At 60.5% G+C, this 20,479-nt stretch carries 23 protein-coding genes; 15 read left to right on the forward strand and 8 right to left on the reverse strand.

The window, feature by feature from the left end:
• From AC13FN_RS14745 to pilM, 4 genes are read left to right on the forward strand one after another with little or no spacing between them, the layout of a single operon-like run.
• A complete protein-coding gene (locus tag AC13FN_RS14745; RefSeq protein ID WP_263934856.1) occupies positions 1-546 on the forward strand; it encodes a type 4 pilus major pilin in 546 nt (181 codons plus the stop codon).
• Positions 547-555: 9 nt separating this feature from the next.
• Entirely contained in the window at positions 556-1,509 is a 954-nt protein-coding gene (locus tag AC13FN_RS14750; RefSeq protein WP_263934855.1) for a GspE family protein, read from the forward strand.
• Positions 1,496-2,359, forward strand: a complete 864-nt coding sequence (gene pilV, locus AC13FN_RS14755; protein WP_263934854.1) for a shufflon system plasmid conjugative transfer pilus tip adhesin PilV — start codon at positions 1,496-1,498, stop codon at positions 2,357-2,359. The genes AC13FN_RS14750 and pilV overlap by 14 nt, the downstream gene beginning before the upstream one ends.
• Before the next feature lie 11 nt (positions 2,360-2,370).
• Positions 2,371-3,849 carry a type IV pilus biogenesis protein PilM gene (gene pilM / locus AC13FN_RS14760; protein ID WP_263934853.1) on the forward strand — a complete coding sequence of 493 codons (1,479 nt, stop codon included), beginning with the start codon at positions 2,371-2,373 and terminating at the stop codon, positions 3,847-3,849.
• A 55-nt stretch (positions 3,850-3,904) separates the two neighbouring features.
• Here the strand turns inward: pilM and AC13FN_RS14765 are convergent, their stop codons facing one another.
• Entirely contained in the window at positions 3,905-4,558 is a 654-nt protein-coding gene (locus tag AC13FN_RS14765) for a hypothetical protein (protein ID WP_263934852.1), read from the reverse strand.
• Positions 4,559-4,694: 136 nt separating this feature from the next.
• On the opposite strand from AC13FN_RS14765, the gene AC13FN_RS14770 reads away from it, so the two are divergent.
• Positions 4,695-5,231, forward strand: a complete 537-nt coding sequence (locus AC13FN_RS14770; RefSeq protein WP_263934851.1) for a hypothetical protein — start codon at positions 4,695-4,697, stop codon at positions 5,229-5,231.
• Positions 5,232-5,295: 64 nt separating this feature from the next.
• On the forward strand, positions 5,296-5,697 hold the full coding sequence (locus tag AC13FN_RS14775; RefSeq protein ID WP_263934850.1) for a hypothetical protein: 402 nt from the start codon (positions 5,296-5,298) through the stop codon (positions 5,695-5,697).
• A gap of 74 nt (positions 5,698-5,771) precedes the next feature.
• Here the strand turns inward: AC13FN_RS14775 and AC13FN_RS14780 are convergent, their stop codons facing one another.
• A complete protein-coding gene (locus tag AC13FN_RS14780; RefSeq protein ID WP_263934849.1) occupies positions 5,772-8,084 on the reverse strand; it encodes a DotA/TraY family protein in 2,313 nt (770 codons plus the stop codon).
• 324 nt (positions 8,085-8,408) lie between these two features.
• Here AC13FN_RS14780 and AC13FN_RS14785 point away from each other — a divergent pair, with 324 nt between their 5' ends.
• From AC13FN_RS14785 to AC13FN_RS14825, 9 genes are all read left to right on the forward strand, one after another.
• The gene (locus AC13FN_RS14785) at positions 8,409-8,897 is read left to right on the forward strand and encodes a type IVB secretion system protein IcmW (protein WP_263934848.1); all 489 of its coding nucleotides are present in this window, start codon (positions 8,409-8,411) and stop codon (positions 8,895-8,897) included.
• A complete protein-coding gene (locus AC13FN_RS14790) occupies positions 8,890-9,402 on the forward strand; it encodes a hypothetical protein (protein WP_263934847.1) in 513 nt (170 codons plus the stop codon). Before AC13FN_RS14785 ends, AC13FN_RS14790 begins: the two co-directional genes overlap by 8 nt.
• Positions 9,403-9,404: 2 nt before the next feature.
• Positions 9,405-10,532, forward strand: coding sequence for a hypothetical protein (locus tag AC13FN_RS14795; protein WP_263934846.1), 1,128 nt, complete (start codon positions 9,405-9,407; stop codon positions 10,530-10,532).
• Positions 10,532-11,383, forward strand: a complete 852-nt coding sequence (locus AC13FN_RS14800) for a hypothetical protein (RefSeq protein ID WP_263934845.1) — start codon at positions 10,532-10,534, stop codon at positions 11,381-11,383. Before AC13FN_RS14795 ends, AC13FN_RS14800 begins: the two co-directional genes overlap by 1 nt.
• Positions 11,380-12,120, forward strand: a complete 741-nt coding sequence (locus tag AC13FN_RS14805) for a hypothetical protein (protein WP_263934844.1) — start codon at positions 11,380-11,382, stop codon at positions 12,118-12,120. Before AC13FN_RS14800 ends, AC13FN_RS14805 begins: the two co-directional genes overlap by 4 nt.
• Before the next feature lie 17 nt (positions 12,121-12,137).
• Complete coding sequence (locus tag AC13FN_RS14810) at positions 12,138-13,010, forward strand: peptidoglycan DD-metalloendopeptidase family protein (RefSeq protein WP_263934843.1); 873 nt, start codon at positions 12,138-12,140, stop codon at positions 13,008-13,010.
• 12 nt (positions 13,011-13,022) lie between these two features.
• Complete coding sequence (locus tag AC13FN_RS14815) at positions 13,023-14,423, forward strand: helicase HerA domain-containing protein (protein ID WP_263934842.1); 1,401 nt, start codon at positions 13,023-13,025, stop codon at positions 14,421-14,423.
• Positions 14,420-14,851, forward strand: a complete 432-nt coding sequence (locus tag AC13FN_RS14820; RefSeq protein ID WP_263934840.1) for a hypothetical protein — start codon at positions 14,420-14,422, stop codon at positions 14,849-14,851. Before AC13FN_RS14815 ends, AC13FN_RS14820 begins: the two co-directional genes overlap by 4 nt.
• A gap of 355 nt (positions 14,852-15,206) precedes the next feature.
• Complete coding sequence (locus AC13FN_RS14825; RefSeq protein WP_263934839.1) at positions 15,207-15,521, forward strand: hypothetical protein; 315 nt, start codon at positions 15,207-15,209, stop codon at positions 15,519-15,521.
• A 403-nt stretch (positions 15,522-15,924) separates the two neighbouring features.
• Here the strand turns inward: AC13FN_RS14825 and AC13FN_RS14830 are convergent, their stop codons facing one another.
• The 6 genes from AC13FN_RS14830 to AC13FN_RS14855 form a co-directional block, all read right to left on the reverse strand.
• Complete coding sequence (locus AC13FN_RS14830) at positions 15,925-16,521, reverse strand: DUF6036 family nucleotidyltransferase (protein WP_263934838.1); 597 nt, start codon at positions 16,519-16,521, stop codon at positions 15,925-15,927.
• Between the two features lies 1 nt (position 16,522).
• Positions 16,523-17,965 carry a replicative DNA helicase gene (gene dnaB, locus AC13FN_RS14835; RefSeq protein WP_263934837.1) on the reverse strand — a complete coding sequence of 481 codons (1,443 nt, stop codon included), beginning with the start codon at positions 17,963-17,965 and terminating at the stop codon, positions 16,523-16,525.
• Positions 17,940-19,061, reverse strand: coding sequence for a hypothetical protein (locus tag AC13FN_RS14840; protein WP_263934836.1), 1,122 nt, complete (start codon positions 19,059-19,061; stop codon positions 17,940-17,942). The genes dnaB and AC13FN_RS14840 overlap by 26 nt, the downstream gene beginning before the upstream one ends.
• Positions 19,062-19,115: 54 nt before the next feature.
• Positions 19,116-19,688, reverse strand: coding sequence for a hypothetical protein (locus tag AC13FN_RS14845; protein WP_482995112.1), 573 nt, complete (start codon positions 19,686-19,688; stop codon positions 19,116-19,118).
• Between the two features lie 109 nt (positions 19,689-19,797).
• A complete protein-coding gene (locus tag AC13FN_RS14850) occupies positions 19,798-20,205 on the reverse strand; it encodes a single-stranded DNA-binding protein (RefSeq protein ID WP_263934834.1) in 408 nt (135 codons plus the stop codon).
• Between the two features lie 84 nt (positions 20,206-20,289).
• Positions 20,290-20,479, reverse strand: a 190-nt coding sequence (locus tag AC13FN_RS14855) for a hypothetical protein (RefSeq protein WP_482995115.1), incomplete at its 5' end; no start/stop codon positions are given.

Here is a 20,479-nt window from a genome sequence, read left to right on the forward strand (position 1 = left end):
ATGAAAAACAGCATGCAGCGCCGCACCCCCAAGTTCGCCAAGAGCCAGCGTGGCTTCAGCTTCCTCGAACTTTCCGTGGTCCTGATCATCATTGTGGTGGGCCTTGCGCTGGCCGCATCGCGATCGGGCAAGTTGTTCGGGGCGAGCGAAGTGAGCACCGAGACCAGCAACATCATGGACATGTACACCAAGACGAAGAACCTCAAGTCGGTTGCCGGCTACGGGACGTCGGGGAGCAGTCTGCTCGCGTCTCTGGACGCGATCGATGGCATTCCCAACTCCATGTCGTACTCGGGTGGCACGCTGTCCAATGCGTGGGGCGGGTCGGTGACGCTCGTGAGCACCGGTCCGGGGTACAACCTCACGTATACGAACGTGCCCAAAGCTGCTTGCGTCGAGCTTGCCACGAAGATTTCCAAGGGTGGTGCCGTGACGACCAAGGCAGGTACCGGCGCGGTCGTGACGGGCGAGGTTACCAACGCCGTCGCCACCGCTGGCTGTGCGAACGCGACTGCGAACACCCTGGTCTTCGGCGCCGTCAGCTAAGGCAATCACGTGGCCCTGAAAGACCTTCAGTTCGTGGACCTTTACATCGGCTCAGGGTATGCAGACCTGAAGGCTGAGCCGGGCGCCCATTCCAAGCGGGAGCCGGTTCCCGATAGTGCACAGGGCGAAGTCACCGCCCTGGTGCAGTTGATTGACAATCGCCTCGGTGAGAGTGGGAGCGAGTGCACCGTTGAGCACGAAGGCGTGAACTACCGTGTCACGCGAATGTTCGACCTCGTTGAGAAGCCGCTGTATTTCCTTCGGCGGATCGCTGACAAGATCTTCCCCATCGAGAGCCTTGGGTTGCCTCCGGATGTGCTTGCGCACGTCCTGGCACCTGACTCGCGTGGACTCACCCTGTTTACGGGTGAAATGGGCTCGGGGAAGACGACAACGGGTGTGTCGGTCTTTACTTCGCGGCTCGCGACTCTGGGTGGTTTTGGGCTGGCCTTGGAGCAGCCTGCAGAGATCCGCATTGACGGGGAACATGGCAAGGGCAGGTGTATGCAATCGTCCGTCACGGATGTCCGTGGCGGATTTGCAGAGAGTCTTCGTCTGGCACGAAGATCCGGTGTGAGCGACCTCTTCATTGGCGAGATTCGCTGCGGTGACACAGGGGCTGCGGCGCTCGCACAGGCGAATAGCGGCGTGTGGGTTGGCGCTACGCTTCACGCCAAAACGCCGCTCGATGCGATATCGCAGCTGGCGCTATTTGCATCGCAGAGCGGTGTGGTAAATCCCTATGCATTTATCGCCAAGGGTCTTTCGACCATTGTCCATCAAAGTATCAGTCGTAGAAAAAATGCCGATGGCAGCATCGCCGTCATGGCGAACTTCAACTGCCTCACAGTCTCCGGATCTGCCGAGGGAATTCGATCGAAGATCCGGGATCACGATCGTCTGCACACGCTTGCACAAGACCTAGACAACCAGAATCGAGAGCGCACCTATGGCGAGCGTTAAACAACCCAGGACAACGCGGCGCAACCAGCAAGGCTTCACGCTGTTGGAGCTGAGCATCGTCATGGTGATCTCGGTCATTGCCACCGTGCTCGCAATGCAGGGCATGGTTGCCTGGAGCGACAGCATTGTGAACAACGCCGTCGCCGCGCACGCCAAGCGAGTCAATGCGGCCGTGGCGAACTACATGAAGGACAACAAGTTCCAGTACACCTCGCGTCCGGGACAGGCGGTAACAACCGGCCTGGCCGAGATGGTGCCGGGCAAGTACTTGTCCGCAAACTTTGCCGACAAGAACGCGTGGGGTCAGAGCTTCATCGTTGTCGGGTGCAGTGATGCCGCGGGTGGGCTGGATGCATATGTGATCTACCAGGGAGGGGAGATCCCAACCGAGGGTAACGTGCGCAGGGTGGTGAACCAGATCGGCATTGCTGGCGGGTATGCCGTTGACGGCAGTTTCAACTCGCGCGGCGCCTACGGAAGCTGGAACCGTCAGATCACGAACTGCTCTGGCGGCGCGATGCCAGGGCCCCAGCTTCGCCGGCTTGTCTTGCAGCCCTTCCTGGAGGAGAAGCAGAAAGAAGCCTCCGAGGGGCAGTACGTGAACCGTACTGCGGTCGCTGGTCGTCCCGAGCTCAACCGCATGAGCACTGGCCTGGATATGGGCGGGTACCAGGTCCGCAACGCATCGCAGGTGTACACGAGCGGCCGCGTCTTTGCCGGCGAGTACGTGGAGCTGCAGGGCTTCGCTACCGCTGGGCTTGGCTGCGCTCCGAACGGTCTTTTGAGCCGCGACGCCGATGGTCGCGTCATGTCATGTGTGGCTGGTACCTGGCGTGTGGCCGGGACCTAAGGAGAGCGGTGATGGGCAAAATTCTGTTGTTCGCAATGCTCGTGATCATGGGCGGCGTGGTCGCTGGAAATTCGCTGATGGGCGAACAGCAGTCGCGGGTTGATGAAGTTAAGGCGATCGGGGAGCAGGTTCGCCTCTATTCAAGCTATGTAACGACGGCCGCCCGCGCCGACCGCAACAAAACCGGCACTCTGACGCGGCAAGCGGCGGGGGTTCCCGACCAGTTGGTGCTTGAGCCGTCCATGTCCAATTATGTGAGCAAGGGTCGGTCCTACGTCTTCTTCACCCCGGCCAGCCCTGCGTTCGGCAATGAGATCGCCCGCCAGTGCGGTGAGGGCGCCGTGTGCGGCCTCAAGAACGCGGCGGGAATGATCGTGGTTCCGGGAACCGGTCAGGCGGTTGTGCCGGCGCCTGCCGCAGCGGCGGTGGGTGCGTTCGTAATGGCCTCTGGAGAGCCGGATCAGCTCTGCACGGTCCCGACACGAGATACCACCATCGAGAAGAGCGATGAGACGCGGACGGCCTACAACTGTCCAGCGGGCAAGTACGGATGGACGCTGGAGGCGCGTACCAAAGAGCGTCGCGTAGACATTACATGCGACCTGGCCAGCGGTACGCAGCAGTTTGCTTACGGTGACTGGTCGAACCCGACCATCTGGAAGGATGTGGCGGGGCAGGGCGACTGCCGTGACTGTACTCCCAACTCCACTGAGCGCGAGACGCAGTGGGTGGGAGCCTCGTCGTACAACTGCCCAGCTGGTCAGTTCGGAATTGAGACCTGGCAAGCCGAGAATGCCAGGACGCGCACCGTCAGCTATAACTGCCCTGGCAAGACCTCCGCACCATTGGGCCCCAACTATGGGGGCTGGTCCGGTTGGTCTGCCACAGGCGCTTCTCGCAACAACTCGCGGTCGTGTTCCTCATGCCCTGGGCCGGTGCAGGAGGCGAACTACCAGTGGGTAAACGTTGACGTGGGTTGCCCCTCCGGGCAGGTTGGATCGCACACGTATCAGAAGCAGCAGGTGCAGACGAGGACGCGCAGTTACAACTGTCCTGCAGGCACCGCCTCCAGTCCGGGTCCCTCCTACAGCGGTTGGAGCGGCTGGTCAGACACGGGGGCCATCCAGAACCAGGTGGTCAACTGCCGGCCGGCGGTCCAGTACGGGACCTTTCATCAGAATCGCGCGTGCTATGCAAGCTACGGAGTCAATTCCTACAACAGCTGCGACTATGCGTTGGAAAGCGAGCTCTTCTCAAAAGTTCAATACCTCCCGAGCCGCTATGGGTTGCCTTGCACCGAGCGGGAGTGGTGGGACGGCAGGGCATGCGATAACTACTACGAATCAGCCCCCATCCCTGCTCAGTGCGTCGTGGGACAGGTGTACTACTGGGGAAATGAGAGCCGCGACTTGAATACAGGGCAGAGCGGTCAGGTGCAGGACTGGACGACGGATGTCAACGTCTCTGCCATCGAATACGTCTGCCGCTGAGCAGGAATGTCAAAAGGGGGCGGCCTTCGGCCGCCCCCTTCTTGTTGGAGGCGAATCAAGGTGTCATGGCGACCGAGGCTTCGACCTGGCCAAGGTCCTGCTCGGTGCCGGCGCCGTCCTGGAACTTCAATCGCCCCCCCGTCACCAGGTAGCCCTTTCCGGAAGCGATGTCCGCGGGGGAGAAATGCTCCGGCTCGGGTAGGCGAAGCTTCTGCCCGACCTTGAGCTTACTGCCCAGCAGCTCCGCCAGGCGGGCCGTTTCGCGGGAGACCGATACGTAGCCATGATCTCCCTGCACATGCGGATGGCTGTGGATGCTCTCACCCGTGGGCTTCATGAAGGGTGGCAACATGCTGGCACCTTGGATGCAGCTGATCTGGCTGCGCTGGGTCACGATCATGACGCCCCACTGCCCGGACTGGTCATCCTGCGCCAGCTTCGCGCACGCCTCTGCACCTGACTGCTTGGTCCACGCGTCCAGGTAGCGCCCAACATCGGCGACAAAATCCTCTTTGGATTGGCCCTGCCTGCTGAGCATGGTGCCAACGACCCAGCCGCGGGCGCTTTTCACTGCCGTGCCGGTGTTGAACTTGAAGTCGTATTGGCGCTCAACCGCGCCCAACTCTGGTGCCTGCAGCGCGTGAGCAGGGGCGGCGGGACTGATGCCCCAGGCCAGTAGTGCGGCCGTGAGCAAACTGGGACGGGACATCGAACTCTCCTTTCACTGGTATGCGTGATGTTCCCATCACGATACAATAATGAAAGTCGAGGCCAATTCGGTTTGCGATAGGTAAACAAAAACCTGTGTCGCAGTCGTCGAAACGGTGGACATCACGAGTAGAGGGATGCCCCTGATGCGCAGAAGTGAGTTGAAAGCCTTCCTGAGCGAACGTGCTGAGGCTGGTAAGTGGACTGTCACTGCCCATGAATTTCAGGAGGCGTTCCCCGCCTCCGATCTGGTTCAGCGCGTGATGCTCTCTCGGCACGTCAAGGCCGGGCTGATCAGCCGGCTTTCGCCTGGCATCTTCCTCAACAACGACGCATTGGCGTTGGGGCGTGTCACCCTGCAAGGGCTGGCGGGGATGCTTCGCCCGCACGACGACTGCTACATCAGCCTGGACGCGGCGCTGCACATGCACGGCCGCCTGGTGAGCATGCCCTCTGTGGTGACGGTCATGACCACCGGGCGCCGGTATCTGTTCGATACCCCCCTGGGCGTGGTCCAGTTCATCCGTTCCAAGCGCGACCCATCCACCTGGAAGCGGGATCTTTCCGACGTGCAGGTGAACGGCATTCCCGTGGCCTCGATAAAGCTCGCCCTGGACGACTATGTTCGCGTGGGGCAGACGCCCCCCGAATTGGGGCTGTCAGGGCCTTGCTGACGCGAATGCTGGATTTTTCAGCTACCAGTAAGTAAAGTGTCCGTCAATAGCGCGGAGCCAATCCATGGGTCATACCAACTACATCCAAGGTGTCCAGGCAGAGCGGTTTGACAGCCAGCTCAGGGAGGCGCGTGCAGCCACTGAAGCACAGACCGCTGTGGCTTCAGCCCATGCTTGGAAGGAGAGGGCCACGCAGCTGGAGCGTCGGCTGGTTGCGTCTCAAGCCAAGGTTGCGGTGATCGCAGACGAGGCTACGGTCTTGGCAGTGACGAAGGATGTGGCTCTGGCCAACCTTGCAGAGATCCAGGCGGCCTTGGCAGCGGTGGCACCAAATCATCCCCTGGCGAAGGCGAATGAAATGCTGCTGAAGCGGAGGGGTGAGATCGACCGGCGCCTCGTTGCCCATGGCATGGTCCTCGACCGTTCTGATCCGCAAGTAAACCGCATCATCAGGACTCGGCGATAAGCCACAACGTTGCACAAGAAAAAGGCGCCCTGCAGGCGCCTTTTTCTATTTCGTGTTTTCGAGCCGCCAGCAGGTCACTCGCCCTTACCTGTGGTCCCACCGGCGCTCGTATCGCCCCCACCGCCGCGCGGGGTCTGCTGATGGTCGCTGTCGCTGGTGCTACCACCGCCATCGCTGCCTGGGCCAGCCGGCGCCCCACCGCCATTGTTCTTGCCGCGGCCGCCGGAGTGGGAGCCGCCGGCGATGCCGCGGGTATGGCTTGCAGCCCCTGCGAACACGTGCTGCGATTCGCGACCTTCCGAGTCGCCGACGCCGCCCATACCCACCGCATTGCCCATCCAGCGCATGGTGTTGTCCGGAATCCAGTGAATGAGCGCAAACACTGAGTGCAGAACGGTGGTCATGATGATCACATAAATCACTGTGTAGGCCACAAAGGCACCTAGTCCGTTGGCGCTGTCGTGCATCGATCCCTTAACCGCAAGCATGAAGCCGGCATTGACGAAATGTGCGATTGGCTGGGCTACGCCGATGGACATGATCAGCCCAAACAGCATCAAGATGGGACGCAGAACGGTGGTTAGGATGATCATGTAGCCAGGGCCGGCGCGTCCGACGGCATCGTCACCATCGGGATGGATATGCGCCGCAGCGAAGATTGGAGCTGCCACCATCCCCTCGGCGATCGATACCACCCACTTGATGACCCCAACCGTCCACGTGATGAAGGGGATCATAGGCACATAGAACGCCATCATGGCTCCCGCTGCCAGCATCGCCATGATCATGGCGTTGACCATGAAAGCAATGCTGCCCATTGCGCCTTTCAGGCTGAAGAACGCGCCTAGGGTAAAGTCAACCGCCTTCGCGTCGGCCAGGCCTGCGGTGATGGCAAGTATCCCGGCTTGCGCCCACGCCACGTCCATCACGATGTCACCCAGTGACTTCACCTGCGCAACGTGAGACGTGTTGCTGCCAGCCATGTTGGCCGTCATCATCTCGATGCCGGCCAGCGCTGGCTTTGATAGGCACTTCCTAATGGCTTCCCAAGTATTAGGTAGCGGGTCAGTGCACGCCTCGGTGTCCAACTTCGTTTCATGCTCGTATGCGGCTTGGGCAGTGTGTGACCTGACCTTAAGGAATTCTTCCGTCACTGCCATCGCATCTGTGAAGCCTACTAGTGCGTCTTGGGACTCCTTGTCTTGGATGTCGATCGAATTTGAGGTTGGGAGCGAGTTGACAGAGAGCTGGACTGCGTCATTGAGTGCAATGATGTGGTTGTAATAGCTCCCTGCGAAGACCCAGCCGCCAGCAGCTGCGTAGTCGACGAAGGCGTCCTTGCTGTTTGAGTTGGCTGCATCAACTGCGCTACGCGCTGCCTGCCTCACCTGGTTCTCATAGTTGTAGGCAGCACTCAAAATCACGTCGCTCGACGGCTTCTCACCGGCGACAATACGCTGAGCTACGGGGCGAACCGCAGCGATTACCTGTCGAACAGCGGCAGCATGAGCCTTGGAGACTTGCGCGGTGTCCAGATATCGGGCATTGCCGGCTTGGGACTGGGGGCTCTCTTCCCAGCTGATGCCGCCGCATACGTTGTTCCTGATGTACGAGCCATCACTAGCCGCCCAGTTAAACGACGTCACCGGAATGGGCACTGCCTCAAAATTGATGCCGAAGGCACCCAAACCGCCGACCGCTCCGGTACCGCCGAACGCCTTATCAGATGGCACCATACTGAAGATTGAACTCACGTTCTCCTGAACGCTGATGCGCTCGGCACGCTCCGCCTCAGCGTAGTGCTTGTTCATTGCCGCCATGCACACCTCGAAGCGCATGATGTTGGCCACCAGCGGTCGAGCGTTTGGCATATTGGGGTGGTTGATCATGCCGCTCTGATCGATCCGTCCCAGCATTGCCTGCCAGGCCTTGTCGCCGACTCCCACACCCTGCAGGGTCAACCACAAGATCATGATCTGTATCAGCGAGAAGCCGCCGGCGAGAGGGAGCAGCAGTGCGCTGCCACCTACGGTTCTGATAGGCACCCAGATGGACGACATTTTCTTGCCCAGGAACTCCCCATCGTGGGCGGTGTTGATCACGCCCATGATCGAGCTGTAGGCGACGAAGATCATTGCCAAGAACAGGATTGCAGTGTTGAAGACCTCAAACCCTGCGGCAAGCACCGTGTTGTTGTTGCCCAGTTCGGCAGCTGAAACGCCATTTCCGATCACAAAGTCGACGACGTTGCCGAAGACTTCACGCAGGATGCCGAGGCTGGCATCGTCTGGTGGTGGATTCCACTTGACGGGGTCTGCGGCGAAGGCTCCGGCGGGCACCGCCAAGAGGCCGGCCGTTATCAGCCGAAGGTGAGGGCGCATGATCATTTCCTGTTCGTGGGCGCCGGGGCAGGGCCCGGCTGCAGAGTTGGAACCTGGGCTGCTTCGACTTGGTCCAGCCGATTGAGAAGGCGTTCGGAGAGCGCACCCCACGCACGGGCCTTGGGAGGCGCCTGCGCGGGGCGTGGTGCGGCTGTCGAGGCGGGCTGACCTGCGGGCACAGTCGCCTGCGCACCCTTGGCGGGCGCGTCTGTGGGCGTCTGGAGGCTTCGGACTAGCCTGAGCATGCGTATTCTCGGGTATTGACCCATCTGGTTGGTGCGATGATACTTGCACCATCTTATAACAATCAAAGTACTCCGGCGATCTATGTTGGATCTTGATGCAGAAGTCGTGCGCCAGCACTGGCGCCAGGCGGCCCCTGGCTTGGCAGAGCTGTTGGATCGCATTGAACTGGCCGAGGACTGGACCGTGGACGGGTCGCCCGTCTACGCCGAGAAGGTTGTTCAGCTCGGCAAGTCACTTTCCCAGCCGGGGGCTGTCCTTGCGCTGGAGGAGGCGGACAGGCACCAGTTGCTCTTCTTCCTGGTCTATATCAGCACCTCCAAGGCAGTGCGGCTGCTGCAGTGGTTGGACGACGAACACGCCGACATGGGCTCTGCGCTCCTTGATCAACTGATCGCCGGTGATGGGCAGCGAGTCAGGTCCGGTGTACAGAGCGATCAGCTCGCACAGACCCTGGTGCAACGAATGCGGATTCTGCAGAACCAACCGTACTTCCGGTCTGTGTTTGACCCCCAAAAGCTTGGCCGGCTTGCGCAGGCCATACGTCAACATCGTGAGGAATCGAATAATGCGTAAGCTCGCCGCAGTTGCAGTTTCAGTGGCGCTGGCCGCCATGGTCTATCAGCCGCCGGCCTATGCGTTGGATGCTGCTGCCAAGCAGGCCATGTGCGATGAGATCCAGAAGTCCGCCCAGGATGCCATGACCAAGAACATCCAGGTGTACTCGCCTCGAACCGATCCGAGCGCAACCTTCAATGCGGCCACAAAGACCTGCCTGGACTTGATCGTCGAGTACAACAAGATCCCCATGAGCTTTGTCCGCATCGAGGCGCTCCAGCCGATTCTTCAGCAGCTTGGCAAGCAGCTGCTTACGAAAACCTGCCAGGCGGCCCAAGCACAGTTCGAGAAGACGCTGAAGGATGCGTTGGCCAGCAACGGTCTCTCGTACTCCAACGGGCAGGTTTCCTATACCGGTTCCGCAGGAAATCTTGGTACGGGCACCGTCAGCGTCGATGCCGACGGCAACGTCAATACGTCAGGCAGCGGTAAAGCCGGCGGGCTGCTCAACATCGGGAAGTGATCATGAAGCGTACCTCCATTGCACTTTCACTTGCGGTTGCCATGGGCGTGGGTGGCTACTGGGCATCGGCACCTTCTACCGCGTGCTGCGGCGACGGCATTGCCGCCGCCGCCGGTGCACAAGCGGCGGGCGCAGCGGTCGCCAGCGCAATCGGCACCGCAACCTCGACCGTGGTGCAGTTGCTCAACGACATGAACAACACCATCGCCTCAGGTTTCTCGCAGGTTGCGCAAGAGGTTAGCAAACAGACGGCCTCTCAGAAGACATTCGAGGAAGGCAAAATCCAGGTGGACACCCAGCTCTACATGGAAGAGAAGCGCGCAGATGCTCAGCAGGATTTCGTCCTCTCGCCGAGAGCATGCTACGAGGCGCAAGCGGCATCGGCTGTGGGCGATTCCGTCGAGTCCACGAACCAGACGGTTAAAGCTCTCGTGAAGGGCGTCTCGGACCGGACGCTGTACACCTCCAATACGGCTGGCGCAGTCGGAAACGTGTACCGCACCCATGCGGCCCAGTTCTGCTCCGAGCAGGATGCAAAGCTCGGCCGTTGTAGTACGCCAGTTGCAGCAGACCTGCAGAATGCAGACGTGCGCGCCGACAACCTGCTTGGGCGCGATGTGCTGACTGACGCGCAGTACTCTGGTGCTGTTGCCTATCTCAACAACGTGGTCAACGCGATTCCGACGCAGCAAATCCCCAAGGGCTGGGAGAAAACGGATCAGGGCAAGGCGTTCATTGCCGGTCAGCTGATGGAGCAGAGCAAACTGTCGCCAGCTGCGCTCTCGATGTCCAACATGATTGCAATGCGGAGAAAGGTGCCAGGCTTGGGCACCTCCGCGAATCTGAACGTTGCAGATGTATCGCCGCTGCAGCTCATGAAGTCGCAGACCAATGGACGATTCCTGGACCCGAACTGGTACAAGATGATTGTCGGGCCTCAGTTCGGTGAGGTGAACCAGCTGCGCGAAGCGAACAAGATCGGCGCCTTCAATCTCTATATGCAGATGATGCTCTTTGAGCAGAACGAGCGTATCGAGGCAATGCTCGCTGCAGATATTGCAACCAGCGTCAAACGTGACAGTGAGCAGCGCCTCTCCAAGGCTCGCGAAGTCGCTGCGAAGGCGCGTTGATGAGCCGCGTTCGCGCCATCATTGTGGGGTTGGGTGGAGGGGTAATTCTTGCCGGCGGCCTCACAGCAGCGATGGATGCTCGCGCAGTGTACTGCTGCGATCCTTGGGCGCAGGTTGGGTACCAGGCCTTCGTCACTGCCGGCAATGGGATGGTAGCCGCGATCACTGAGTCTGCCAGCCTGCTTGTACAGGAGATGCAAACCGGTGTGATGCAGTCGTGGAGCAGCGGCTTCGCACAGTGGGGCCAGGAGATCGGAAAGGCTACAGCGAGTCAGAAGACAATCGCAGAAGGCGAAAGCGCGGCCAAGACCCAGTTGCATATGCAGGAAGCCGCCGGCAGCGCGCAGGCGGCCTCGGTGGAGGCGGCTTCCGCTGACTCAACCATCACCAGCGCCATGATGCTCGCCGATCAAGAGCAGATTCAGCGCACCACTCTACGTGCGTATGGCAAAGCCGTGGTCGACGACCTGGTGCTCTCGCCCTACGAAAGTGCCTTGGGCAATGCAGTGCGGCGACACGATCGTTGGTGCTCGGATCTTGAAGTTTCCTCGGGGCGGTGTTCGGTCGCCGCTGCGCCGGGCATGCAAGGGGCAGACAGTGACGTTGCTTCTGTGCTCGATCCGGTTGCCGGCAAGACGTATTCCGATGAGGGGCGAGCGGCGGCGATGGACTACGTTCGCAATATCGTCGCGAGCGAGACCATCAGGGCACAGTCAGACATCACCTCACCCCAGGCACAGGTTGCAGACGGAATGACCCTCGCCGATCAAGCGGCGCTTGCAACCGCAGCTCACTCATTCAACAGCATGATGGCCGATCGTACGCGTCGGAATCAAACGGAGCAGCCGTGAAATCCCATATCAGAATCCGAATTCTCACAGCAATGTGCGCGGTAAGCGCGCTTTTTGTGACAGCTTGCGAAAGCAAGCAACAAGCGAATGCGGTGACTGTCGCGGCGGTGAGCAAGCAGCCGGGATCGATCACCGGAAGAGCATACGAGCCAGACGTGGTTAACGGAATTCGGGGTGCGATGAAGTCTCCGGAGCTCGCGTCCCGAATCGTTAGTGACGAGCAGGCTGCAGCGCTCGTAGACAAGTGGCTTCCGATACCGCATGACGCCGGATGGGTGACGGCGCAGCCCGATCCAGTGCGCGATCTCTACCTCGACGCCGCGAGACTGCAGGAGCTCGGATATTCAGTCTCGGCCGAAGCTCTTGCACGTAATGCCAATGCGCTGCACGGCAGCCAGGTAACGGAAGTCGGTCGTGCGATGGAATCGGCCTACGCTGACATGTACGCACCCTCCGCTGCCGAGTCTACGGATGCCACCGACGCTCAGTTTGACGCTGATCTCAAGCGGTTTTGGGAGCAAAGAAAGGCCATTGAGAGCCTGCTTGCGCCAATTTCAGAGAAGTACCGCGGTGTAGCCGAACTGACTGCCATTGGCAGGTTGTACCGCGATCCAGTGGCTACGGCGGCAGCTCCCGGCGTGGAAGGCCGGTTGAGCCCCGCTGACCTTGATCGATACGTCCAGGCGCTTCGGCTGGCCGCCGAACTGGCACCAGGACCGCAAGAGGATGCGCCGTGAGGGCGATAGTGCCTGCCTTGCTGCTGGCACTTACTGTGGCGCTGCCGTGGACGGCCAGGGCGAACATCCAGCCGAACTTCCCCGTCTGTGTGCAAGATCCGCTTCGAGAGAACAGCTCTCGTGCGCGCGTGTCGAGCAACGTCAATCCTGCCCGGCGCAACCCCGTTACCGGGGTGGTGCGCTGGCACAAGGGTGTCGATCTGGCTATCGGTTCCGGGACGCCGGTGTACGCGGCTAATGACGGGATCGTGGTTGCGAAGTGGGCCGGTGGCGGCGGTGGTCAGTCCGTTCGTCTTACTGGCGGTGCTGGTGGATATACGACGGTTTACTTCCATCTGTCAAAGTACCTGGTCACCAGCGGCCAGCGTGTCAAGGCTGGTGATCCCATCGCCCTGGTAGGTAACACCGGGGTAGGCACAGGCCCCCATCTGCACTTCGAGGTCTGGAAGTCGACCGAGTTCAGCAAGGACCCGAAGGGCTTGATCTGTGGGGGAAGTCCCACCCCGGGCGGCTATGCCGGTGAAGCTGGTGCAAATGACCAGCCCGAGGGCGACGCGATCGCGGAGGCCTACGCGGGAAAGATGCCAGAAGTGCCGAATGTTAGCGCTTGGGATGACATGTCTGTGCGGGAGATCATCGAATCGGAGGTGGGCAAGCGCCACCTCAACACTGCGTGGCTGCAAGAAGAGGCCGAGCGCGGTGCAGCTCCACTGCGAGTGGAGAGCCTTCACATGAGGGCCTTGGAAATCTACATGCAGCAGCGCCGCTTTGAGCAACGTCAACGCGTTGAGCTTCTTCTTGCAACGCGTTTGGCGCGCAACGCTCAAGCCGAGATGGGCGTGCGACTCGCGCGCCAGCGCGAGATGGCGGCGAAAGCCTCGGCTCAATAACTGGAGAGAAAGATGCGTCACTACCTGGGGATCAACGAGTACCTATTCCGTCAGCAGAACAAGGAGGTTGGGGTCTACTATGATCCGAGCACCTTGCTCAATGCGCACCTGGTGCTGATGGGCATGAGCGGTACGGGCAAGAGCTACCAGAGCAAGCGGCTTCTGGAGTCGGCCGCACGTGATGGCATCGAGGTCGATGTATTTGATGTTCACGATGAGCTTGCTTCGGTACCCGGCGCGGTGGCCGCCAAGTATTCGCAGGCTACGCAGTACGGAACCAATCCCCTGGTTCTCGATGCCGACCCACACACTGGAGGCGTTTACCGCCAGGCCGATTTCATCGTTGGGCTTATCAAGCAGGTCACCACCCAGTTTGGTTCAAAGCAGGAGGCCGCGCTACGCAACCTCATCATTGATCTCTACGCGTCCAGGTGGATCTTCCCGGACAACCCGCGGAGCTGGGTCAAGCAGGAAATCACAGAGGCGCAGCGCCGCCAGTTGATCGCAGAACGCAAGTGGCAGGATCTTCGGAACTACTATCCGACGCTCACTGACCTGCTGGAGTTCGCCGAGCGAAAGGTGCTTGTCATGTTGTTTGGCGGCGACAACAAGGCGATGAACGCACTTGAGGTTGTATGCAAGCAGAACCGGCAGCTCCAGAACCTGTGCTACAAGTTGGCCAAGAATCCTGCTTTGTCTGAGGAAAGGACGAAGCTTGAGAGTCAGATCCAGGTGTCGGAGAAGAAGCTGATCGATGCGTTCAGCGAGGCTGTCATCAACAAGCCATCGCGTGAGCCTCAGGATCTCATCCGGTATGACTCCAAGGATGTTCTGGTGTCGGTGGTGCAGCGACTCCAGATCCTTGCGGCTTCCGGCATTTTCAACTCAAACGCTGCGCCCTTCCATGGCGCAAGCGTACGCGTCCACGAAATTAAGTCCCTGAGCGATGACCAGCAAGTGCTGTTCGTGAAGCTGAAGCTGCGTCAGATCTTTGAGGACGTCAAGAAGCTTGGGCCAACCGCGACTGGCACAGAGCTGCGTCACGTTGTGTTTATCGACGAGGGAAGTCGCTTTTTCAGCGACGACTCGGACGACATCATCAACGTCATTGCGCGTGAAGCACGCAAGTTCGGTCTCGGCCTGTGGTGTGCGGCCCAGGAGCCCACCGCATTCCCGCAATCATTCATCACCAATTGCGGCGCCAAGATCGTCCTCGGCATTGACGCGTCCTTCTGGAAGGGTGCTCAGCAGAAGCTCCGTATCACAGAAGACGGCTTGAGATTCATCAAGGCAAAGGAGGTGATGGCGATCAAGCTTCATCGCGAGGGAATGGCCGACCCGCCGTTTGTCAACGTTGCTGTGCCGAACCCGAACAGCGACGCCGGCCGCAAGGCCTTGGCGCGTGCGGCATGAAGCTCAAGGGCTTCGCTGGTCGTGCCCGTGGCCTGTTGGCGGCAGCCACTCTCCTGTGTGGAATGCCGGTGAGCGTGTGGCAGCTCTCGGTCATGAGCGATCAGCTGCGTCTTCATGAAAGCGCGCTGGGAACGAGTTTGAAGCTCGCAGGCGATGTCATGCATGTCAGGCAGTCGACCAGTGATCTGGCAGTCGCCCAGCGGCTTGATAAAGCCACCGCGCAGTGGCAGTCGGGTATGAAGTCCATTGCCGGCGATGCGGCGGCCACGTCCTCATTCCGAAGACAGGCTGAGCTTGTCCTGCTGCAAAGTGGGCTCTGGTTGCTGCTGTACATCCTGGTGATGTCCCAGTACGTGCCGTCGCGGTGGAGTGCAAGTGCGCTCCGCAGGCGTGATCGGAACAAGAGCGCGTTGACCAATGAGCATTGATTCAGGCAGGGGGCCTGTGTTCGCGGCAGCGACCTCGCCAGTGCCCCCACTGGCCGAGTTCCCTGAGGAGCTGAAGCTGGTGGCCGAACGTGAGGCCCTCGCCGGCCGCGGAACAGGCGCCAGTCCATTCCGCATGGGATGGATCGTTCGGCCATCACGACTCCCCGGCGGCGCCTCGGCGCTGCCGGTCTCGTCGCGGGCTTGGCTGGTCGAACGTGGCTTTGTTCCTTCCGGAAGGCGGTGGGTGCGTTGGGATGCCGCACTTGGCGACGACGACGCGCGAAGTAGAAGTGGTTGACTAGTGTTGGTACCTGGGACGCACCGGCTTGGCGACGGTGGTGCTGAGGGAGACGTTGTGAAGATTGATGAAATGGGCGCCTACCTATTCCCCGATGACAACATCGTCAGGCTCGACGATCAGGCTCTCTTGGATTTCATCGAATGTAAGCTTGGTGACGCACTTGACATGACCGATGGGTCTGATTTTGGCAGTGACCTTCGCATCGACATCGCTCAAGACCGTATAGAACAGGCGCGAGATATCCTTTGGAGTCGCGGCCACGTGTTCTCACCCGACCAACAGGAACGCATTTCGTTCCTTCGATGGCCACTCTCTTTGGAGCAGAGAGCTGAGAAGGCAAAGGCCGAAGCCGACGGATCTGCGGCATGAAGGGCTTCGGCAGTGCGGTTTGGGGCGTATTGCGCTGCCATGGAAGCGTGCCAGCCGGTAAGCTGCTCAGCGTCGGGAGAGCCGGCCCGAAAGCACAGCTGCTTCCTGTAGGCGCTGACTCAGGCGCGCCGGGTCAAAGGCGAGCCTGAGTACGCCCCATCGTCGCTGTACGGCCCGTCCAGGCTCTCTGGAAGGGTGGGCCAGGGCAGCGGCGAGCTGGATTGCCTCCGTAAGCGCAGGGGAGGCAGGGACAACGCCCAGAAGCATGACGGTTTCCAAGGTGGCGCCCAGTTCTCGGACGCTGGCCAGCGACATGGATGGTAAATCTGCTCTCAGTGCCCCCATTTCTGGGGCCAACAGCCAGTCGGCTACGACCGCCTCGGCAGCGCGGTCATGTGGACCTTCAAAGGCTCGGGCGAGGGGGCTGGTGAGTGCGGACATGATCAATAGCCTCCCGGATGTTGATCCGGAGCAAGGTCGGATTATGCCCCACCGCCGTGTCTGCTGCTTCAAGGGCCAAGGCCTCCAGCTCCTCGGCGTCCAGCAGGCCGTCTTGAGCCAGCGCAATCACGTCCTGTCGGTCGTTGGGTGCCCAACGCGCCATTTTGCTGATTGCCAGGTCCTCTGGAGAGAGGACATAGATGTCCAGTTTGCCCTTGCCGCCAAGCGCTCCTCCCAACGGCCGGGCGCGCTCAACGTAGCCCTCATGCATCAGGGCAAAAACAGGCGTGTAGTTGCGGTCGATGTGCACGGCGCGGGTGTGCCCGTCTTCGTCCACGTAGGCCATGACATCTTCGATCGGAAGGAAGTTGCGATAGCCTGTCCCCACCAGGCTGAATTCAGCGTCGATGTCGGTGGTGACCCGGGCACCCACCCAGTAATGGACGGCAACGCCGCCAGCCAGGAAAGCTTTGATTGGCTCCTTGAGTGCAGGAAGCTGATCTGCCTGCAGGTCGAAGAGTTGACGTACCGCATCGAGGAGCGGGGACGTTACAGGCATCTCAGAATTCCTCCTGGCGAGCGCTTTGCGCAAGATTCTGGAAGCTGTTGTACTGACCAGCAAAGCGCAACTTCACCGTACCAGTGGGGCCGCTACGATTCTTGCCCAAGATGACCTCGGCGAGGCCCTTGTCGGGCGATTCGGCGTTGTAGTAATCATCGCGGTAGATGAAGGCGATCATGTCCGCATCCTGCTCAATTGCGCCGGATTCACGAAGATCCGCCATGAGCGGTCGCTTGTCAGTGCGCGACTCAACGCTTCGGTTCAGCTGGGAAAGTGCAATCACCGGAACCTTGAGCTCCTTGGCAAGTGCCTTGAGCGCACCCGAGATCCTACCAATCTCGGTGGCGCGGTTCTCCTTGTTGCCAGGGACTTCCATGAGCTGCAGATAGTCGACCACGATCAGCGAGAGGTCCGGGTTCTCGCGGGCTACCCGCCGTGCCTTTGCCCGCAGAGCGTCCGGCGAGAGGGCGGGTGTGTCGTCAATAAACAGCGACATCTCTTCGTTGATGTACTTGATCGCTGCAGTGACCCTTGCCCAATCCTCATCTTCCAGCTGGGCGCGCCGCAAGCGATTCGCGTCGACCTGACCTTGCGAGGCGATCGTACGTAGGGCCAGCTGATCAGCGGACATTTCCATCGAGAACACAAGCACGGCTTTACGGCGGCGGCCGGTCTCGTCGCCTCGCACCTTACGAGAGGCTACGTACTCGGCGATGTTCAGCGCCAAAGTGGTTTTGCCCATGGCCGGCCGCGCTGCAAGAATGACCAGGTCTGTGTCGCCGATGCCGGCGGTGAGCTCGTCAAGATCCACGAAGCCCGTTTCCTGCCCCGTGATGCCACCTCCACGGTTGTAACGCTCCTGCAGGAGCATGAAGGCCTGCTTGGTCGCGGATTTGAGCGTCACCAGGTCGCGCTTGGTCATCCGCGCCTGTTCGCCAACGGCGAAGATCTTCTGTTCAGCCTGGGCCAGCAGCTCTTCAGCATCGCCGCGGCCGAGGTTGAAACCGTCCTCTGCAATCTCCGTTGCCTTGGCGATGAGCGTGCGCACCAGGAAGTGCTTGCGCACGATTTCGGCGTAACCCAGCACGTTGGCCGCCGACGGCGTCGTACTGGCTAATTCGACCAGGTAACTGCCGTCCCCGATAAGGTCAAGCTTGCCCTCGGCATGGAACCACTCGCCTAGCGTCACGGCATCGAAGGGCTTGTTGAGGGTGGCCAGCTCGCGGATCGCCTCAAAGATCAACTGATGGTCCCGGCGATAGAAATTGTCGGGGTTCAGCTTGTCGCCCACGCGGTCATAGGCCTCCGGGACCAGCATGAGGCCGCCGAGCACCGCCTGCTCGGCTTCCACGCTGTGCGGGGGTACCGAGAGGCGGCGCAGGTTGTCCTCACCCGGACCGCGCCTGCCGGGCGGCTTACGGCCGGAAGCTGCTGTTGTCATCGTTTTCGCTCTCTTCGTCCAGGTCGGCGCTCGGCCAGCGGCCGACTTCAATGCCGGTAGTTTCCGTGAACTCGGCCTCAGAGACCAGCAAGTAGGGCACTCCCGACCTCCCCAAGGCATTCGCCTGCTGACTGGCCCACCAGTCCTCTGTGTGCTCGTCGCGTGGGACGGGGTACAGATATCCCTCGGGAGCTGCCTTGGCGAGCTGCGCAATAAGCGCTGGCGGCATGCTCAGCTCGCCGTTGGACCAGGCCGGACGATCACTTGCCAAATCGAACGGGTCCAGGAGAATGACCTCGTCACGGGTGGGGCTGTAATACGGGGTCCAGGTATAGAGGTGACCTTCGCCACTCCGGTATTCACCGGTCGCTTCGATGGATTGGACCGTCCGGACTACCGAGGCGCGGCCGTCGGCGGTAGCGTAGAGCTCACGGAAACGCTCGTCCCTGTCGAGCTTCATGTACCTGTTCGCGGAACTGATGCGCTCGCCCGCTGCACGAACAACGTCCTCGTCGAGCGCGGGGTAGGGCGCTGTGGTCCAGGCCGACGTCGGGTACCGGCATTCAAAGCCTGCCTGCTGCAGCGCGTGGCGCAGGCAGACCAGGGTATCTTCTGCCAGGCAGATAGCTGTAGCGGCGTAGACTGAAGCAATGCGGCCGTTGGATAGGGAATTGGCCAGATAGAGCTCGGGCTGTGCAATCTTTTCGTACGGTCCGTCGCGGTATCGGCCCTTCGCCGCGGCGGCGGCAACAACAAAGTCGTACTCGAAATCCCAGTCGCGCAGCCCGATTTCGATAGGGTCACTTCGGCCAATGAGAGCGAAGTCGCTATCGAACGTCGCCCGTTCTTCCTCCCCAAAAAAGCCGGCGTCGAGGCCGAGAGAGGCCAAGGTTGAATCGACGATGCCGGCAATGTCCTCCTGCGCGTTGATACCGTTTTCTTCAGCCCAAGTCACATAGGAGAAGTCGGGCTCTGATTGCGCGTGTGGGGAGGTGTGGCACTCCGACTGATACCTTGCCTTCAGGTAGGAAGGCCCGGAGACGAGAAATGACTTGCCGGTGCCGTTGAAGCTTTCTGTAAACACGCCAATGCCCATTGGAACTCCCTCAGGAACTTTTGATTGAACGCCTTGTGCCGTGGATCACAGGCACTACGGTGCGGGCCGCGCTGCCAAGTCGCGCTGTTCAAGGAACTGTTCAACTTCCTCGGTGCGGGCGCTTTGGCTAAAATTGAGAACAGGCACCTGCTCGGAAAGCCGCTTTTCCAGCTCTTCAAACTGCAAAGCGTCTGATTCGTAGCGCGCATCGCAGGTGTCACTCCTGGCCTCGAAGCGGAAGTAGTCCCGGCCAACGCACAGCCTTTCCATCTCCATCGGCAGCGGCTCGCCATCGTTGTCGCGACCCCAATACGGGTAGTGGACGGTCTGAACCTCTTCAACGTTCAGGGCGCTGCATACACTGCGAAGCTCGTGGAGCTGGTCCAAGAACGCCTGATCAATGTCCACTGCAATGGCAGCGGGCGCCGGAGTGTAATTCCCACGCATGGGCGTTACAGATCTGACTGGAATGAAAGCAACGGTGGGCTGCGATAGCACAAGTGCGACGTGGGGCGAACACGCGTCGCTGATCACCTGGTCATGCATCGCAATGGTCTCCGCGACAAGCGGCTCGGAGCCATCGAGTTCGCACGCATGAATTGAGCGCAGCAAGTCCTGGCTATCCATCAGAGCTTGCGACAACGTAGTAAGGGAAAATTTGTTCACTTCACACCTTGACGATTGCAAGGGGGCGGTCGCCGCCCCCTATGTACACAGCACTCCAACTAGGTGTTGTCTAGAACGGGATATCCTGGTCGTCCAGGCCGTCAGTGCTTGCCGGCTGCGGCGGCTCTTCGTCACTGGTGTTGCGCTCCAGCTTGTCCAACGCGATGAACTCGCTCACGCGCACATCGGTGTAGTAGGTCGTGTGGCCATCTTTTTCCCGCTGGCTGTTCTGCAACGAGCCCTCGATGTGCAAATACGCGCCCTTCTGGGTCGTGAACTTTGCCAGGTTGACCGCGGTCTGGCCGCCGGCGATGCAGCGATTCCACGTGGTCTTTTCCTTACGATCTTCCTTGGGTCCCCAGCTTTCGGTGGTGCCGATATCGAACACGATGAATTTGCGGTTGTTGCGTTCCTGGAGTTCTGCGGGGCGGCCGAGAAATCCGACCAGGATGACCATGTTCTTGGTTCGACGCGCCATGGTGGTGCTCCGTTGCATTGCTGGACAGGCAGGTAAAGGAAAGAAGAGGCGACGCCGGGTTGTCCACGTCCGGCGCCGCAAACGTCACGGAAGCGGGGAGCGGCCGTGATCGTTGTCTGGTTCCGCGCAGGCCGGCGTCGGCGAAAAGCGGGTTCGTGAGAGGACCTCAAAAGCGTTCTGCAGCAGCTCCTGCTCATGAGTCGAAGACGAGTCACGGGGGGCCAGCGGATGCTGGCGTTCGGAGAGCTGCTCCGCCAGCCGCCCGGCGAGCTCA

It is taken from the genome of Stenotrophomonas sp. 115C5, from assembly GCF_056861055.1.

Coding starts and splice junctions, on each gene's coding strand:
- AC13FN_RS14790 (WP_263934847.1), top strand. CDS start 8,890: ATGCGTAAGCTCGCCGCAGTTGCAGTTTCAGTGGCGCTGGCCGCCATG.
- AC13FN_RS14840 (WP_263934836.1), bottom strand. CDS start 19,061: ATGGGCATTGGCGTGTTTACAGAAAGCTTCAACGGCACCGGCAAGTCA.
- AC13FN_RS14830 (WP_263934838.1), bottom strand. CDS start 16,521: ATGCCTGTAACGTCCCCGCTCCTCGATGCGGTACGTCAACTCTTCGAC.
- AC13FN_RS14745 (WP_263934856.1), top strand. CDS start 1: ATGAAAAACAGCATGCAGCGCCGCACCCCCAAGTTCGCCAAGAGCCAG.
- AC13FN_RS14815 (WP_263934842.1), top strand. CDS start 13,023: ATGCGTCACTACCTGGGGATCAACGAGTACCTATTCCGTCAGCAGAAC.
- AC13FN_RS14850 (WP_263934834.1), bottom strand. CDS start 20,205: ATGGCGCGTCGAACCAAGAACATGGTCATCCTGGTCGGATTTCTCGGC.
- pilV (WP_263934854.1), top strand. CDS start 1,496: ATGGCGAGCGTTAAACAACCCAGGACAACGCGGCGCAACCAGCAAGGC.
- AC13FN_RS14845 (WP_482995112.1), bottom strand. CDS start 19,688: ATGGATAGCCAGGACTTGCTGCGCTCAATTCATGCGTGCGAACTCGAT.
- AC13FN_RS14765 (WP_263934852.1), bottom strand. CDS start 4,558: ATGTCCCGTCCCAGTTTGCTCACGGCCGCACTACTGGCCTGGGGCATC.
- AC13FN_RS14770 (WP_263934851.1), top strand. CDS start 4,695: ATGCCCCTGATGCGCAGAAGTGAGTTGAAAGCCTTCCTGAGCGAACGT.
- AC13FN_RS14775 (WP_263934850.1), top strand. CDS start 5,296: ATGGGTCATACCAACTACATCCAAGGTGTCCAGGCAGAGCGGTTTGAC.
- pilM (WP_263934853.1), top strand. CDS start 2,371: ATGGGCAAAATTCTGTTGTTCGCAATGCTCGTGATCATGGGCGGCGTG.
- AC13FN_RS14820 (WP_263934840.1), top strand. CDS start 14,420: ATGAAGCTCAAGGGCTTCGCTGGTCGTGCCCGTGGCCTGTTGGCGGCA.
- AC13FN_RS14795 (WP_263934846.1), top strand. CDS start 9,405: ATGAAGCGTACCTCCATTGCACTTTCACTTGCGGTTGCCATGGGCGTG.
- AC13FN_RS14780 (WP_263934849.1), bottom strand. CDS start 8,084: ATGATCATGCGCCCTCACCTTCGGCTGATAACGGCCGGCCTCTTGGCG.
- AC13FN_RS14800 (WP_263934845.1), top strand. CDS start 10,532: ATGAGCCGCGTTCGCGCCATCATTGTGGGGTTGGGTGGAGGGGTAATT.
- dnaB (WP_263934837.1), bottom strand. CDS start 17,965: ATGACAACAGCAGCTTCCGGCCGTAAGCCGCCCGGCAGGCGCGGTCCG.